Raw genomic sequence first — 14,435 nt, forward strand, 5'->3', positions numbered from 1 at the left:
GGGGGCGGGTGGTGCCCGCGGGGACGTGCCTGTTCAGTGCTTTCCGGCGCCCGATAGGCTGAACGGGTGAGCGAACTCAGCAGCAATGAACTTGGCAGGCGCCGGCTTGGCCGGCACAGCGCCGCGGAACTCAGCCCCGACCTGGATGACTATCAGCTGGCCGAGGCCCTGGTGCGGGAGGCCGGCGACCTGGCGCTCCTGATGCGGCAGGCCGGGCTGGAGGGCCGGCAAAAGACGTCCGTCTCCGACGTCGTCACCGCCGCGGACCACGCCGCCGAGGCGTATGTCCTCGAACAGCTTCAGCGCTGCCGGCCCGAGGATGGCGTCCTGGGCGAAGAGGGCGCCGCGAAGCAGGGGAGCAGCGGCAGGACCTGGGTCATCGACCCGGTCGACGGCACCTACAACTTCTTGCACGGTTCCAGCTACTGGTGCTCCGCGATCGCCCTCAAGGACTCGTCCGGGGCCCTGCTGGGCGCCATCTTCCAGCCCGAGGAGGACAAGCTGTGGCTCGGCGGCAGCACCCGTAGCGCCACCCTGAACGGTGAACCGCTGACCGGGTTCCGGACCCGTGCAGCGGGCGGAGCGGGCCGGGCGGAGACACCCTTGGCGGAACTTGGTGCCGCGACCTACATTCATCCCAGCTGGCTCGCCGACCCCATGTGCGCCATGCCCTGGCATGCGGCCGCCACCGCGGCGGCGACCCTGCGCATGTTTGGCTCCGGCTCGTGCGACCTCGGCCGGGTGGCGGACGGCGAACTGGGCTGCTGGTTCCAACACAGCGCGCCGGAATGGGACTGGCTTCCCGGCGAGGCGATCGTACGCTCCGCCGGCGGGACCACCGACGTCGTGCGCGTCAACGGCCTTGAGTGGTTCCTGGCCGGCGGCTCGACGGCGGTGCGGCAGCTCCGCGCTGCGCTCCTGTCCGGTTCGGTCGGGTAGGTCTCGCCGGCCGAGCAGGTCGGGTCCAGGCCGCATCCGGGGAGCATGCCCATTTTTCGCGGCGCCCACGACGGGGCATGCCCATTGTTCGCGGCCGGCCGGCGGGACATGCTCATTCTTCAGCCCGGGGCCTGGACATCATGGGGTTATGCTCATCCCTCGTCCGCGCGATGGCGCATGCTCATTCTTGCGGCTCGGCCGGGGGACACCGTGAGTTATGCCCAGCCGTCACCCGCGCGGCGGGGCATGCTCATTGTTCGCGGTGCACGCGGCGGGACATGCTCATTCTTCAGCCCGGGGCCTGGACATCATGGGGTTATGCTCACCCCTCGCCCGCACGGCGGGGCATGTCCGGTGGGAATAGTGGGCGTGCCGGGCGCAGCAGGTCGGCCGGGCCACCCCCGACCCTGGCCGTCAGTGGCACCGCCTAGACTTGTTAACACCATGGATATGTTGTTTGACCCCTACGCCGACGGACCCTTCCGAGCTGCCGCCAACCCGGCCGCACCCGCCAAGGCGTCCGGAAACCCGGGGGCCGGGCGCAGCCTGCCGGACCTCGACTCCGCAGCGCGCTTCGCGGACGAGGGGCACACCGGGGGAACCGGACATGGCAACCACCCCGGCCATGAGGACCGCCACCACCAGCGGCTGCCCAACGCGGACGAGCTGCTGCAGGGACTGAACCCGCAGCAGGAGGAAGCCGTCAAACATGCCGGGAGCGCGCTGCTGATCGTGGCCGGCGCCGGATCCGGCAAGACCCGCGTGCTCAGCCACCGCATCGCCTACCTGATCGCCACCCGGCGCGCCCACCACGGCGAGATCCTGGCCATCACCTTCACCAACAAGGCCGCCGCGGAGATGCGCGAGCGGGTCGAGGCGCTGGTGGGCGGCCGGGCCAAGACCATGTGGGTTTCGACCTTCCACTCCTCCTGCGTCCGGATCCTGCGCCGCGAGGCCAAGAACGTCGGCCTGAACTCCAACTTCTCCATCTACGACTCCGCCGACTCGCTGCGCCTGATCACCTTGGTAGCCAAGACCCTGGATATCGACCCGAAGCGCTTCCCGCCCAAGGCAATCCAGCACAAGATCTCGGCCCTGAAGAATGAACTGATCGACGCGGACAGCTACGCCTCCAGCGCCAATCACAGTGACCCGTTCGAACAGGCGGTGGCCGAGGTCTTCAAGGGCTACACCCAACGGCTGCGGCAGGCCAACGCGATGGACTTCGATGACCTGATCGCCGAAACCGTCTACATGCTCCGGGCCTTCCCGGCGCTCGCGGACTCGTACCGGCGCCGCTTCCGGCACGTGCTGGTGGACGAATACCAGGACACCAACCACGCCCAGTACGCCCTGGTCAGGGAAATCGTCGGCGAGGGACCGGACGCGGCCGAACTGACCGTCGTCGGGGACTCGGACCAGTCCATCTACGCTTTCCGCGGCGCGGACATCCGCAACATCGTGGAGTTCGAGAAGGACTATCCGGACGCCCGCACCATCAAGCTCGAGCAAAACTACCGCTCCACCCAAACCATCCTCAGCGCCGCCAACTCGGTGATCTCGCGGAACCCCAACCGGCCCGAGAAGCGTCTCTGGACCGCCGAGGGCGACGGCGAAAAGATCGTCGGGTACGTCGGTGAAAACGAACACGACGAGGCGCAGTTCATCGCCAAGGAGATCGACCGGCTGCAGGACGAGGGCGACCTCCGGCCCGGCGACGTGGCCATCTTCTACCGGACCAACGCCCAGTCGAGGTCCATTGAAGACGTCCTGGTGCGCGTCGGGCTGCCCTACAAGGTGGTCGGCGGCACCCGGTTCTACGAGCGCAAGGAAATCAAGGACGCCCTCGCCTACCTGCGCGTGCTGGTCAACCCGGACGACGACGTCAACCTCCGCCGCATCCTGAACGAACCCAAGCGGGGCATCGGCGACCGGGCCGAGGGAGCACTGGCTGCCCTGGCGCAGCGGGAACGGACCTCCTTCATCGCCGCTGCCCGCCGCGCCGAGGAAGCACCCGGCATGGCCACCCGCTCGGTCAACGCCGTCGTGGGCTTCGTCAAGCTCCTCGATGACCTGGCCGAAGTGGCCGCCGGGTCCGGCGCGGCGGCAGCCCTCGAAGCGGTGCTGGAACAGACCGGCTACCTCGCCACGCTGCGCGCCAGCACCGACCCGCAGGACGAATCCCGGGTGGAGAACCTCGCCGAGCTCGTCGCCGTCGTGCGTGAATACGAACGGGACAATCCCGACGGCTCGCTCGGCGCGTTCCTGGAACAGGTCTCGCTCGTGGCCGACGCCGACCAGATCCCCGATGCGCCGGGAGACGAAGAGGACGCGGCGGCAGCCGTCGCCGAGGCGAAGCGGCTCGGCGTCGTCACCCTGATGACGCTGCACACCGCCAAAGGTCTCGAATTCCCGGTGGTGTTCCTGACCGGCATGGAGCACGGGCTGTTCCCGCACCAGCGCTCGGCCACGGACCCGAAGGAACTCGCGGAAGAGCGCCGGCTGGCCTACGTGGGGCTGACCCGGGCGCGGAAGCGGCTCTACCTGACCCGGTCCGAGGTCCGCAGCATGTGGGGCCAGAGCCAGTACAACCCGGCCAGCCAGTTCATCGAGGAGATCCCTGCCGAACTGGTCGACTGGAAGCGTGAAGGCACCTCCCGGCAGGCCGGCGGCTGGGGCGGCGGAGCCATTGGGTCCAGCCGCTACAGCGGGTCGTTCTGGGGAGCCGGCGCGGCCCGCGGCACGGGCGCGGACTCCTCGGCGGGCTTCAACGCCGATGTTCCCGCCGCCATCGCCCGGAACCGGGTGCAGCCGCAAAAGGAGATCGTCGCCGTCAGTGTGGGGGACAAGGTCAACCACACCAGCTTCGGCAACGGCACCGTGCTTGCCGTCGAAGGCGCCGGAGACAAGACGGTCGCCAAGGTGAAATTCGATGTCGGCGAGAAGCGGCTCCTGCTGCGGTACGCGCCGCTGACCAAGATCGTCGCCTGACCCGGGCCGCGCCGCACACGCCCGCGCGTCCGCCCGGGATAGGCAGCCGGCGGGCATAATGGGACCCATGCGACGAACAGCCCGGGGGATACTCGCCGCCGTCATTCTGCTGGCATCTTCCGGCTGTACCGTCACGCGGCAGGACCCGGACTACGTCCCGCCGGCTCCGCTGCCTGTGCTCGAACAGCTCCGGCAGGCGCCCCTGACCGACCCGGCCACGCTGGGCGCCGGCCAAGACGTGCTCAGCTTTGTCACGGCAGACCGCAACATCGTCTGTTCACTGACCTCGGCGCGGGGTGAGCACATCAACCTGCCCTACGAACTCAACGGCTACGGCGCCAGCGGCAACGGGAAGTTCGCAACCGTGCCGGTGGCACACTGCGAACTGGCCGTCTATCCCAAGCCCGCGGCCGCCGATATCCGGGACGACTGCGCCGGCACCGGCCTGGGCTACCTGGGCGGTACCGCCGTGCTGACGCCGGAGCGGGCCGTCTACGGCGAATGCCGTTCCGGCGTCACCGAGCAGGAAGCCGAAAACGGGCCCGGCGGGACCGGCGCCGGTCCGATCTCCCAGCTGCCGGTGCTCCCGGACGGGGCGAACATCGAGCGGAACGGGCTCCGGTGCTCCGCATACGACGGCGGCGTCGCCTGCGGAAACGTCTCCGGCGGGGTCGCCTTCTTCGTTGCCCGGGACCGTTACGAATTGGTTTCCGCTCCCGCGAAACCAGCTCCGCCGACCCCGCCGACGGCCCCAAAAACCCCGTAATCTCGCGGTTTTTCTACGCCGAATAGAATAGTGTCCTTACTCACATAAGAGGTAGTCTGGGTCGGGCTCGTCCTGAGGAAGGACTAGAGTTCGAGAGAGGAGCATTGCGCCTGTGGCTCGCTTCCCAGCCTGCCGCAGCGTGCGTTTATTCCGCAGCCCGGTAACCGCGAGTACGTGGGGTCCGGCTGTACAGAAACTACTTCGACGTAGAAGGACACTAAACCGTGGACCTGTTTGAATATCAGGCGCGCGATATGTTCGAGGCGCACGGTGTACCCGTGCTTGCTGGCATCGTGGCGCACACCCCTGAAGAAGCAAAGGCAGCTGCCGAGAAGATCGGCGGCGTAACTGTCGTCAAGGCACAGGTTAAGGTCGGTGGCCGCGGAAAGGCCGGCGGCGTTAAGGTCGCCAAGACCGCCGATGAGGCTCTGGAGTACACCACCGATATCCTCGGCATGGACATCAAGGGACACACCGTCAACAAGGTGATGATTGCCCAGGGTGCCGACATCGCCGAGGAATACTACTTCTCCGTCCTGCTGGACCGCGCCAACCGCAACTACCTGGCCATGTGCTCGGTGGAAGGCGGCATGGAAATCGAGCAGCTCGCCGTCGAGCGCCCCGACGCGCTGGCCAAGGTCGCCATCGACCCGGCTGTCGGCATCGACCAGGCCAAGGCCGACGAAATCGTCGCAGCAGCGGGCTTCGCCGAGGAACTGCGCGGCAAGGTCGCCGCCGTCATCCTCAAGCTCTGGGACGTGTTCAAGAAGGAAGACGCCACCCTCGTGGAGGTCAACCCGCTGGTCAAGACCGGCGCCGGTGACATCGTTGCCCTCGACGGCAAGGTCTCCCTCGACGAGAACGCAGGCTTCCGCCACGCCAAGCACTCCGCCCTTGAAGACAAGGACGCCGCCGACCCGCTTGAGGCCAAGGCCAAGGCGCAGGACCTCAACTACGTCAAGCTCGACGGCTCCGTCGGCATCATCGGTAACGGTGCCGGCCTGGTCATGTCCACGCTCGACGTCGTCGCGTACGCCGGCGAAAACCACGGCAACGTCAAGCCCGCCAACTTCCTGGACATCGGCGGCGGAGCCTCCGCCGAGGTCATGGCCGCAGGCCTCGACGTCATCCTCGGCGACGAGCAGGTCAAGTCCGTCTTCGTCAACGTCTTCGGCGGCATCACCGCCTGTGACGCGGTCGCCAAGGGCATCGTCGGCGCACTGGCCGAGCTGGGCTCCTCCGCGAACAAGCCGCTGGTCGTCCGCCTCGACGGCAACAACGTCGAGGAAGGCCGCCGCATCCTGGCCGAGGCCAACCACCCGCTGGTTACCCTGGCCGCCACCATGGACGAGGGCGCCGACAAGGCTGCCGAGCTCGCCAACGCAGCGAAGTAAAGGGACCGACTATGTCTATTTATCTGAACAAGGACTCCAAGGTCATCGTCCAGGGCATCACCGGCGGCGAAGGCACCAAGCACACCGCCCTCATGCTCAAGGCCGGCACGAACATCGTCGGCGGCGTCAACGCCCGTAAGGCCGGCACCACCGTCGTCCATGGCGACAACGAAATCACCGTCTTCGGCACCGTCAAGGAAGCCATGGCGGAAACCGGCGCAGACGTCTCCATCGTCTTCGTTCCGCCGGCCTTCACCAAGGACGCGGTCGTCGAAGCCATCGAGGCCGGCATCGGCCTGGTTGTCGTCATCACCGAAGGCGTGCCGGTCCAGGATTCCGCCGAGTTCTGGGCCCTGGCCCAGTCCAAGGTTGACGCCGACGGCAAGCAGGTCACCCGCATCATCGGGCCGAACTGCCCCGGCATCATCACCCCGGGCGAGGCCCTGGTCGGCATCACCCCGGCCAACATCACCGGCAAGGGCCCCATCGGCCTCGTCTCCAAGTCGGGCACCCTGACCTACCAGATGATGTACGAACTGCGTGACCTCGGTTTCTCCACCGCCATCGGCATCGGCGGCGACCCGGTCATCGGCACCACCCACATCGACGCCCTCGAGGCGTTCGAAGCGGATCCCGAAACCAAGGCGATCGTCATGATCGGCGAAATCGGCGGCGACGCCGAGGAACGGGCCGCGGACTACATCAAGGCCCACGTCACGAAGCCGGTCGTCGGCTACGTGGCCGGCTTCACCGCCCCGGAAGGCAAGACCATGGGCCACGCCGGTGCGATCGTGTCCGGTTCCGCCGGCACCGCCCAGGCCAAGAAGGAAGCCCTCGAGGCTGCCGGCGTCAAGGTCGGCAAGACGCCGTCCGAGACCGCCACCCTGCTGCGCGAGGTTTACGCGGCGCTCTAGGCGCCACAGCAACACCAGCAGCATCAAGCAACGCGAGGTCACTTCCGGCCCGTCCGTTTCATTGGGACGGGCCGGAAGTGACCCCGCGTTGCTTCGTTAAACGGCGCTCCCGGAGCTCCGGCGCATCGCCGGCCCTCAGACCCTGGTGCCGGCCAGGAGTTCCTCGAGTTGCTCATAGGCTTCGGCCAGTCCGCCTTCCATGCCGGACTGCGCCATGCCGTCCCGGGCTTCCATGCTCGGGTATACGGCGTGCGCGGTCAGCCTGGTGCGGCCGCCACCGAGATCTTGGAAAGTGAGGAACTCGATGCTGACCACGTCCGGGTAGCCGCCGTATTCGAACGTCTGGACGGCGAACTCGTTCTCCCGCACCGTGTGGAAGACGCCGCTGAACAGGTGGGCGACGCCGTCGGGCCCGGTGTGCGTGTAGCGGTAGCTGCCGCCGGTGCGGAAGTCGTAGTGGTCCACCTCCATGGTGAGCCGCCGCGGCCCGAGCCACTGGGCGACGAGGTCGGGGTCCTTGTGCGCGCGGAAGACGTCAGCCACGGGAAATTCGAACTCGCGCTCGATGTCGATGAAGGGTTTTCCGTCCGGGACGGTGAGTTTCAGGGCGTTGCTCATGATGAGTCCTTTGCCTGTGCGCCGCGTTCAGCGGCCTGGGATTGGAGCACGGCGTCGAGGCTGCGGAACTGCTCTTCGCGGACCAACCGGTACTGGTCAATCCAGGCGGTGAGTGCCTCCAGCCGTGCGGGGTTCAGGTGGACGGGCCGGCGCTGGGCGTCGCGGGTGCGCGTGACCAGCTCAGCCTGCTCGAGGACCTGAATATGCTTCGAGACCGCCTGTTTGGTGATCGCGAAGGGTTCCGCCAGTTCGTTGACCGTGGCCGGTCCCCGGCTCAGCCGGGCGATGATCCGGCGGCGGACGGGATCGGCCAGCGCCAGGAAGGCGGCGTCGAGGGTTGCGTCGTCGTCGGCCACGGGTCACACTCCAGAATCAGGCCGCTAGCGTTACCAACTCATTCAGCGTTACCAACCAAATCGTTGATCAACGTATCGGTTGATTACAGGCTACGCCTGGTGCCTACGGGCCGGCAAGGGGTGCCGCGTGGGGAGGTGGTGCTCCGGCGCGCCGGTTCGAGCGGCCCCGGCAGACGTCCACGAAAGCGCGGAACGGGGCGGCCCGTTCCCCGGCAGGGAGCTCGACGGCCTCCGGGTGCCACTGCACGGAGGCAACCCACCGGGACGGATCCTCCAGCGCCTCCACCGTGCCATCCGCTGCCCTGGCGGTCACCACGAGTCCTTCACCCAGCCGGGCCACCGCCTGGTGGTGTCCGGACGCGATCTTTACCCGCAGTGCCTGCCCCGGAACGCCTGCTGCCTGCCCCGAAAGGCCGCCTTCCGGTCCGTGGCTCGACTCGGGGGCCCGGTAAAGTCCGGCGACCTTCGAGCCCGCGGCGATCTCCACCTCATGCCAGGCCCAGGAGCCGGAGCCGGGCACTGGCGCGGCCAGCCGGTGCGGGACCGCGCCGGGCGCCATGTCCTGAAGCAGGGTGCCGCCATAGAGGACGTTCAGGAGCTGGTGCCCGCGGCAGATGCCCAGCACCGGCAGGCCGGCGTCGATGGCTTGCCGGGCCACGGCAAGATCCAGGCTGTCCTGCCGCTGGTTGACGTCGTAGCAGGACCCGCCCTCGGCTTCGCCGTAGAGCCCGGGATCAAGGTCGCCGCCGCCGGGCAGGACGACGCCGTCGAGGTCGTGAAGGCTTTCGTCACCGGTCAGCAGCCGCGGGTCGGCGCCGCCGTCGCGCAGCAACTCCACGATGTAACCGAACAGTGCGTTGGCCTTACCCACCCGTGGATCGGCGTCGGTCGAGGAACTGAGCCGGACCGGAATGCCGATGCTGGGCCGGCCGTTACCGGGCCCCGAGGGACTCTGCATGACTCATTTTGCCTCACCGTGTCCGGATTGTGGCGCAGGCTAGGATTACCGGATGAACGCTGCCCGCAGCCTCCACCCGAGCCCGCGGACCCTGGAAGTCGAAAGCCTGGACGGCTTCGACCGGCTCGTGGCCGGCGGGGCCAGGAGCATGCATGGCTGGCATCTCCAGTCCTTGGATCTGCGCGGCCGCCGGTCGGCCCTGGCGTCCCTTGATGCGCAGGGCGCGATCTTCCTCGGGTGCAGCTTCGACGACGGCGTCGAGGCATCCCTGCGCGGCCGCGGCGCCCTCATCTTCCCCAAACTGGCTACAGTGCCATTCGACCCCTACCGCGGCCACCTCTACACCCCGCAGGAGCTCTACGCCGGGATCGCGGAGACCCCTTACGAGGACACCCCGGACGCCCGGGTTTACCAGTGGAGCATCCGCCCGGGCCGGCGCCTCGACGCGACCCTTGCAGCCGCCCTGCACGACCACTCGATCGGCGACGCGCTGGAGGACCTGGTCCGCGGCGGGCTGGCTCCGGACCGCAACATCGTGGGCGTGATGGGCGGCCATGCCGAACGCCGCGGCGCCGAAGGTTTCGCCGACGCGGCCCTGCTGGGCCGGCGGCTGGCACGCAGCGGCCGGACCGTCGCCACCGGGGGAGGACCCGGCGCCATGGAGGCCGCCAACCTGGGCGCCTACCTCAGCGCCGCGGACGACGCCGATTTTCGGCGTGCGCTGGACGACCTCGCCGTCGTGCCGGGCTTCCGGCCCTCAGTCTCGGCGTGGGCGCGGGCCGCGGCCGCCGTCGTCGAACGCCATCCGGACGGTACGCCGTCGCTGGGCATCCCCACCTGGTTCTACGGCCATGAGCCGCCCAACTACTTCGCCACCCACATCGCGAAGTACTTCGCCAACGCCATCCGCGAGGCGATCCTGCTGCAGCTGTGCAACGGCGGGATCGTCTTCCTCCCAGGCTCCGGCGGCACCGTCCAGGAGATCTTCCAGGACGCCTGTGAAAACTACTACGGCTCCCCGGAAACCATCACGCCCATGGTCCTGCTGGGCAGGGAGCACTGGCTGGACCGGTTCCCGGCCTGGCCGTTGTTGCAGCGCCTCGCCGCGGGCCGGCCGATGGAGAACCGGATTTTCCTGGTGGACAGCGTCGACGAAGCCCTCGCCGTGCTGGAAGCCCAGCGGCGCTAGAGGTCCTTGCGGCAGACGGCGCGGCCCAGTTCGCGGAGCCCGTTGAGGTCGCCCGCGGCCAGCCCCTCGGGCGAGCCGATCTCCGGGTACATCAGCTGCGCGGGGTCATCGACGTGTTCGAGGCCCATGACGTGGCCGAGCTCGTGCAGGATCACTGCGGTCGCATAGGCGGGCCCGTCGGCGCGGCCCAGGCTTGCGGTGATCTGGGGTGCATCCAGTTCCAGGCTGCCGGTGACAAAGCTCTTGGGGCCGTCCCCGAAGCTAAAGTGCGTGCTGCCGCCGGTTCCGATCACCGGACCCTTGAGCTGCGGTGCCTGTTCCGGCGTGGTCCAGGCAATCAGCAGGGGTGCCCAGCGGTCGCCGTAGCGTCCGGGCTGGTACGGCGCCCGTGCCTGCGACGGTTCCTCCGCGCTTGGCCCGTCGGCGATGAACGTGATCCCGGTGGCCCGGGACACGGTCCGGATCGCAGCTTCGACGAGTTGGCTGCCGCCCGGCGGGGCCAGTGCCGCGTTGATCACGTAGTGCAGCGGCCGGCACGGAGAATAGCCCACCGGTCCGCCGTCGGGGTTGGTCGCCAGGAACTTGAACGAGGTGCTGGGGGAGGACCGCGCCGGGGGCTGGCCCAAGGGCCGGTCCTGCTCTTCGAACCCCGGACTCGGAGCGGCGTCCTGAGGGTTTTCGCCGGCAGGGCCGGGCTGCCCGTCCGGGACGCCCGCGTGCGGAGTGGCAGTGGCCCGGCCCGTGACCTGCGCGGTGGCCTGGGCGGTGGCCGGAGGCGTCGCCGGGTGCGTCCGGGGGCCGGCGTCGAACGCGAACAGCCCCACGAAGCGCGGATCACCGTAGACGAGGCCGGCCGTCAGGAACGCGGCCCCGGCGATCAGGATCACGGCGGCGAGGTTGCGGGCCAGCCGGAAGGCCCTGCGGGCACGGCTGCGCCGCGCGGAGCGGTCCCGGAGCCCGGGATCGTGCACTAACCGATCACCGCGCCGAAGGCCAGGCCAAGCAGGTAGGTGACGGCGGCGGCGCCCATGCCGATCGCAAGCTGGCGGAACCCGCGGCTGGTGGGGGAGGTGCCGGAGAGCAGCCCGACGACGCCGCCGGTCAGCAGCAGGGCGATGCCGACCAGGCCGGCCGACACCACAAGTGCGCCGACGCCGGTCATCCCGAGGACGAAGGGAATGATCGGGATGATGGCACCGGAGGCGAAGAAGCAGAAGCTGGACGCCGCCGCGCTCCAGGCGGTGCCGACGGCTTCGTGCTGGTCCTCGGTCTCGGGTATTTCGGGGCGCAGCGACAGGCTCGGGTCGCAGTCGCAGTCGAGCAGGCCCATCCGCTCGGCGACGCGGTGCTCCGCGGCCTCCCGGGACATGCCGCGGGCCAGGTAGACGAGCAGCAGCTCGTTGTGCTCGATGTCCAGCAGCGGCGCGGCGGACAGCGTGATCTGGGTGGGCCGGGTGGCGGCGAGCAGTTCACGCTGCGACCGCACCGAGATGAACTCGCCGGCTCCCATTGACAGCGCGCCGGCCAGCAGGCCGGCAACGCCGCTGAGCAGCACCACGGAACTGCCCACGCCGGAGGCGGCCATGCCCATGACGAGCGAGAGGTTGCTGACCAGTCCGTCGTTGGCACCGAACACGGCGGCACGGAAACTGCCGGCGAGGCGGTTGCGGCCCCGGGTCGCCAGCCCGCGGACCACTTCTTCGTGGATCTGCTCATCGGCGACCATCGCCGGGGTGGCGGAGGGGTCGTTGGCATAGGGCGAGCGGCTCTCCGCGCGCTGGGCCAGGGCCAGGACAAAGACGGAGCCGAAGTGCCGGGCCAGGAAGCCGAGGAACTGGCTCCGGAGCGAGGCGGGCCGCGGCCGGCCGGCCTGGTCGCCGAGCAACTGCAGCCAGTGCGCCTCGTGGCGTCCTTCGGCTTCGGCCAGCGCCAGCAGGATGTCGCGTTCCTCGCCGCTGCGGTTTTGGGCGAGGTCGCGGTAGACGCGGGCTTCGGCGCGCTCGTCCGCGAGGTACTGCCGCCAGCGCTTGATGTCCGCAGGGCTCGCCGCGGAGCCGGACTGGGCCGCAGGGTGGCCCTGGCCGGCCGCGGGATCCGGACGGTTGGGGTTATAGGGGAGGGGCTGGGACACGAAAACTCCTGAGCTGGACGGGGCGTCATAAGGCCCCATTGCCCGTCCAGACTACCGCGTAATTCCGCGGTTTTTCGGCTGGCATTCCTCAGCAGAAGGTTTAGGTGTGCCGTAAAAAAAGCCGCGGGCGGGGGCCGACAGCGGTGCTTCGGCAGGGCCCTTGACCCACGTTCTGCGCAGTGTTCGAATGAGGGCCAGGGCGGGTTCCGCGGCAGACCCGCCCGGCCGCGAGGCCGGCTACCGGCGCGAGGCCGGCTGCCGGCGCGGCTGGCACGTTACTGCCGGAGGCCGAGCGAACGGAGGTTGCATGATGGACAGAACGGGAGCGCAGCCGGACCATCCGGGCAGGGACGCCCTCGAGTCCGACCCGGCTTACGATTTCGCCGAGGATGCCCCGGTGGACGACGCGGACCTCGAGGATGACGAGGTGCTGGAGGAACCCGACGGGATCGTTCCCCTCGACGAGGCGGATTTCCTCGGCGACGAGAAGCCGGTCATCCCCCTCGACGCGGATGAGTTCCGCGAACCAGAGGCGGACGAGTAGGCTGCACGACCACCGCCAGCCAGCGGCTGCTTGCGGGCAACGCACGACGGCGGCGCCTCCCCGTGAAGGGAAGCCCCGCCGTCGGGCGTTACGGGTCAGTGGCTGAGTGCCGGTTCCTTGTCTTCGTCCGGGGTGGCGACGCCCGCCACTCGTTGCTGCCAGCCCTTCATCACCATCGGATCGGTGGGCTTGGTCAGCAATGACACGGCCACGTAGACCACCGCGGAGCCCAGCAGCCCGTAGTAGATCGGTTCGTTGGCTTAGATGCCGTCGAGCGGGACTTCGGCGTTGATCTCCAGGATGATCATGGTGCCGAGGGTGATCACGGAGCCCACAGCCATCGAGGCGGCAGCTGCCGCGCCGGTGCCGCGCTTCCATACTAGGCCGCCGAGGATGGCGACCAGCAGGCCGCCGACGAGGATGTCGTAGGCAATGGTGAGGGCTGCGACGACGTCCTTGGTGATGATGGCGACCAGGATGGCCACCACGCCGAGGCCCAGAACCCAGAGCCGGTTTGCCCTGACGTCGTGCTCCGGGTTGTCCGTATCCTCGGTGCTGACGCTCTTGCCGAACCAGCCGGCGACGAAGGGCAGGACGTCGGCGCGCGCCACCGTGGCGGCGGCGATCAGCGCCCCGGAGGCGGTGGACATCATGGCGGCGACGGCTGCGGCAAGTACCAGACCGCCGATTCCGATCGGCAGCAGGTTGGTGGCGACCTCCGCGTAGACGACGTCCTTGCCGAGGGCCTTGACATCGATGTTCGGCAGGGCCACGCGGGCGCCGAGACCGATCAGGGCGCCGGCAGCACCGTAGAGGATGCAGTAGACACCTGCGGTGGCGCCGCCCCAGCGGGCCACGGTGGGCGTCTTGGCGGTGAAGACGCGCTGCCAGATGTCCTGGCCGATCAGCAGCCCCAGGGTGTAAACGACGAAGTAGGTGATGATCGTCTGGATCCCGATGCCGTCGATCTGGAAGAAGGTGGCATCGACGCGGCTGCGGATCCCGTCCAGGCCGCCGGCGGCGTTGAGGGTGAACGGCAGCATCAGCAGGAAGATGCCCACCGTCTTGATCACAAACTGCACCTGGTCCGCCAGCGTGATGGACCACATGCCGCCGATGGTGGAGTAGACCAGCACGATGGCGCCGCCGACGGCGATGGCCAGCGCGCGGTCCCAGCCGAAGAGCACGACAAAGATGGTGGCGTAGGCGCCGGTGGAGGTAGCGCACAGCATCAGGGTGTAGGCGAGCATGACGATGCCGGAGGTCTGCGTGGCGCGGCTGCCGTACCGCAGGCTGAGCATCTGCGAGACCGTGTAGATCTTCAGCTTCTGGATGGTGCCGGCGAAGAGCAGGCTGAGCAGCAGCACACCCGCGCCGATCGCCACCACCAGCCACATGCCCGAGATGCCGAACTTGTAGCCGAGCCCCACGCCGCCCACGGTCGAGGCGCCGCCGAGGACCACCGCGGCCATGGTCCCGGTATAGAGGAACGGGCCGAGCCGGCGGCCGGCGACGAGGTAGTCGCTGTTGTTCTTGGTGCGGGACTTACCCCACCACCCGAATGCCAGCATGGCGACCAGATACACCACCACGATGGCGATGTTGACGAAACTTGCGTCCATTGAGGGCTCCTCG

12 protein-coding genes and 1 pseudogene are annotated in these 14,435 nt (G+C 68.7%); 7 read left to right on the forward strand and 6 right to left on the reverse strand.

Annotated elements, in window-relative coordinates:
• The first annotated feature begins 66 nt into the window (after positions 1 to 66).
• The 5 genes from AC3ANP_RS09270 (at position 67) to sucD (ending at position 7,004) form a co-directional block, all read left to right on the forward strand.
• Positions 67 to 939, forward strand: coding sequence for an inositol monophosphatase family protein (locus AC3ANP_RS09270; RefSeq protein WP_488329903.1), 873 nt, complete (start codon positions 67 to 69; stop codon positions 937 to 939).
• A gap of 444 nt (positions 940 to 1,383) precedes the next feature.
• Complete coding sequence (gene pcrA / locus AC3ANP_RS09275; protein WP_488329904.1) at positions 1,384 to 3,930, forward strand: DNA helicase PcrA; 2,547 nt, start codon at positions 1,384 to 1,386, stop codon at positions 3,928 to 3,930.
• Positions 3,931 to 3,988: 58 nt separating this feature from the next.
• Positions 3,989 to 4,696 carry a hypothetical protein gene (locus AC3ANP_RS09280; protein ID WP_488329905.1) on the forward strand — a complete coding sequence of 236 codons (708 nt, stop codon included), beginning with the start codon at positions 3,989 to 3,991 and terminating at the stop codon, positions 4,694 to 4,696.
• Between the two features lie 224 nt (positions 4,697 to 4,920).
• Complete coding sequence (gene sucC / locus AC3ANP_RS09285) at positions 4,921 to 6,090, forward strand: ADP-forming succinate--CoA ligase subunit beta (RefSeq protein WP_488329906.1); 1,170 nt, start codon at positions 4,921 to 4,923, stop codon at positions 6,088 to 6,090.
• A gap of 11 nt (positions 6,091 to 6,101) precedes the next feature.
• Entirely contained in the window at positions 6,102 to 7,004 is a 903-nt protein-coding gene (gene sucD, locus AC3ANP_RS09290; RefSeq protein ID WP_488329907.1) for a succinate--CoA ligase subunit alpha, read from the forward strand.
• Positions 7,005 to 7,139: 135 nt separating this feature from the next.
• On the opposite strand, the gene AC3ANP_RS09295 is transcribed toward sucD, so the two are convergent.
• The 3 genes from AC3ANP_RS09295 to AC3ANP_RS09305 all read right to left on the reverse strand — a co-directional run bounded on the left by AC3ANP_RS09295 (position 7,140) and on the right by AC3ANP_RS09305 (position 8,936).
• Positions 7,140 to 7,622, reverse strand: a complete 483-nt coding sequence (locus AC3ANP_RS09295; protein WP_488329908.1) for an SRPBCC family protein — start codon at positions 7,620 to 7,622, stop codon at positions 7,140 to 7,142.
• Complete coding sequence (locus AC3ANP_RS09300; protein WP_488329909.1) at positions 7,619 to 7,978, reverse strand: ArsR/SmtB family transcription factor; 360 nt, start codon at positions 7,976 to 7,978, stop codon at positions 7,619 to 7,621. Before AC3ANP_RS09300 ends, AC3ANP_RS09295 begins: the two co-directional genes overlap by 4 nt.
• A gap of 103 nt (positions 7,979 to 8,081) precedes the next feature.
• Complete coding sequence (locus AC3ANP_RS09305) at positions 8,082 to 8,936, reverse strand: gamma-glutamyl-gamma-aminobutyrate hydrolase family protein (RefSeq protein WP_488329910.1); 855 nt, start codon at positions 8,934 to 8,936, stop codon at positions 8,082 to 8,084.
• 52 nt (positions 8,937 to 8,988) lie between these two features.
• Between AC3ANP_RS09305 and AC3ANP_RS09310 the strand changes: the two genes are divergently transcribed.
• Positions 8,989 to 10,125, forward strand: coding sequence for an LOG family protein (locus tag AC3ANP_RS09310; RefSeq protein WP_488329911.1), 1,137 nt, complete (start codon positions 8,989 to 8,991; stop codon positions 10,123 to 10,125).
• Here AC3ANP_RS09310 and AC3ANP_RS09315 read toward each other — a convergent pair.
• Complete coding sequence (locus AC3ANP_RS09315; RefSeq protein ID WP_488329912.1) at positions 10,122 to 11,096, reverse strand: matrixin family metalloprotease; 975 nt, start codon at positions 11,094 to 11,096, stop codon at positions 10,122 to 10,124. The two genes, AC3ANP_RS09310 and AC3ANP_RS09315, sit on opposite strands and share 4 nt — an antisense overlap.
• Positions 11,096 to 12,256: a VIT1/CCC1 transporter family protein gene (locus tag AC3ANP_RS09320; RefSeq protein ID WP_488329913.1), complete on the reverse strand. Its 1,161-nt coding sequence runs from the start codon at positions 12,254 to 12,256 to the stop codon at positions 11,096 to 11,098. The genes AC3ANP_RS09315 and AC3ANP_RS09320 overlap by 1 nt, the downstream gene beginning before the upstream one ends.
• 307 nt (positions 12,257 to 12,563) lie before the next feature.
• Here AC3ANP_RS09320 and AC3ANP_RS09325 point away from each other — a divergent pair, with 307 nt between their 5' ends.
• Entirely contained in the window at positions 12,564 to 12,800 is a 237-nt protein-coding gene (locus AC3ANP_RS09325) for a hypothetical protein (protein ID WP_488329914.1), read from the forward strand.
• Positions 12,801 to 12,895: 95 nt separating this feature from the next.
• On the opposite strand, the pseudogene AC3ANP_RS09330 reads toward AC3ANP_RS09325, so the two are convergent.
• Positions 12,896 to 14,422: pseudogene (locus AC3ANP_RS09330) on the reverse strand (sodium:solute symporter family protein).
• Between the last annotated feature and the right edge of the window lie 13 nt (positions 14,423 to 14,435).

It is taken from the genome of Arthrobacter sp. JB02-1C, assembly GCF_057748045.1.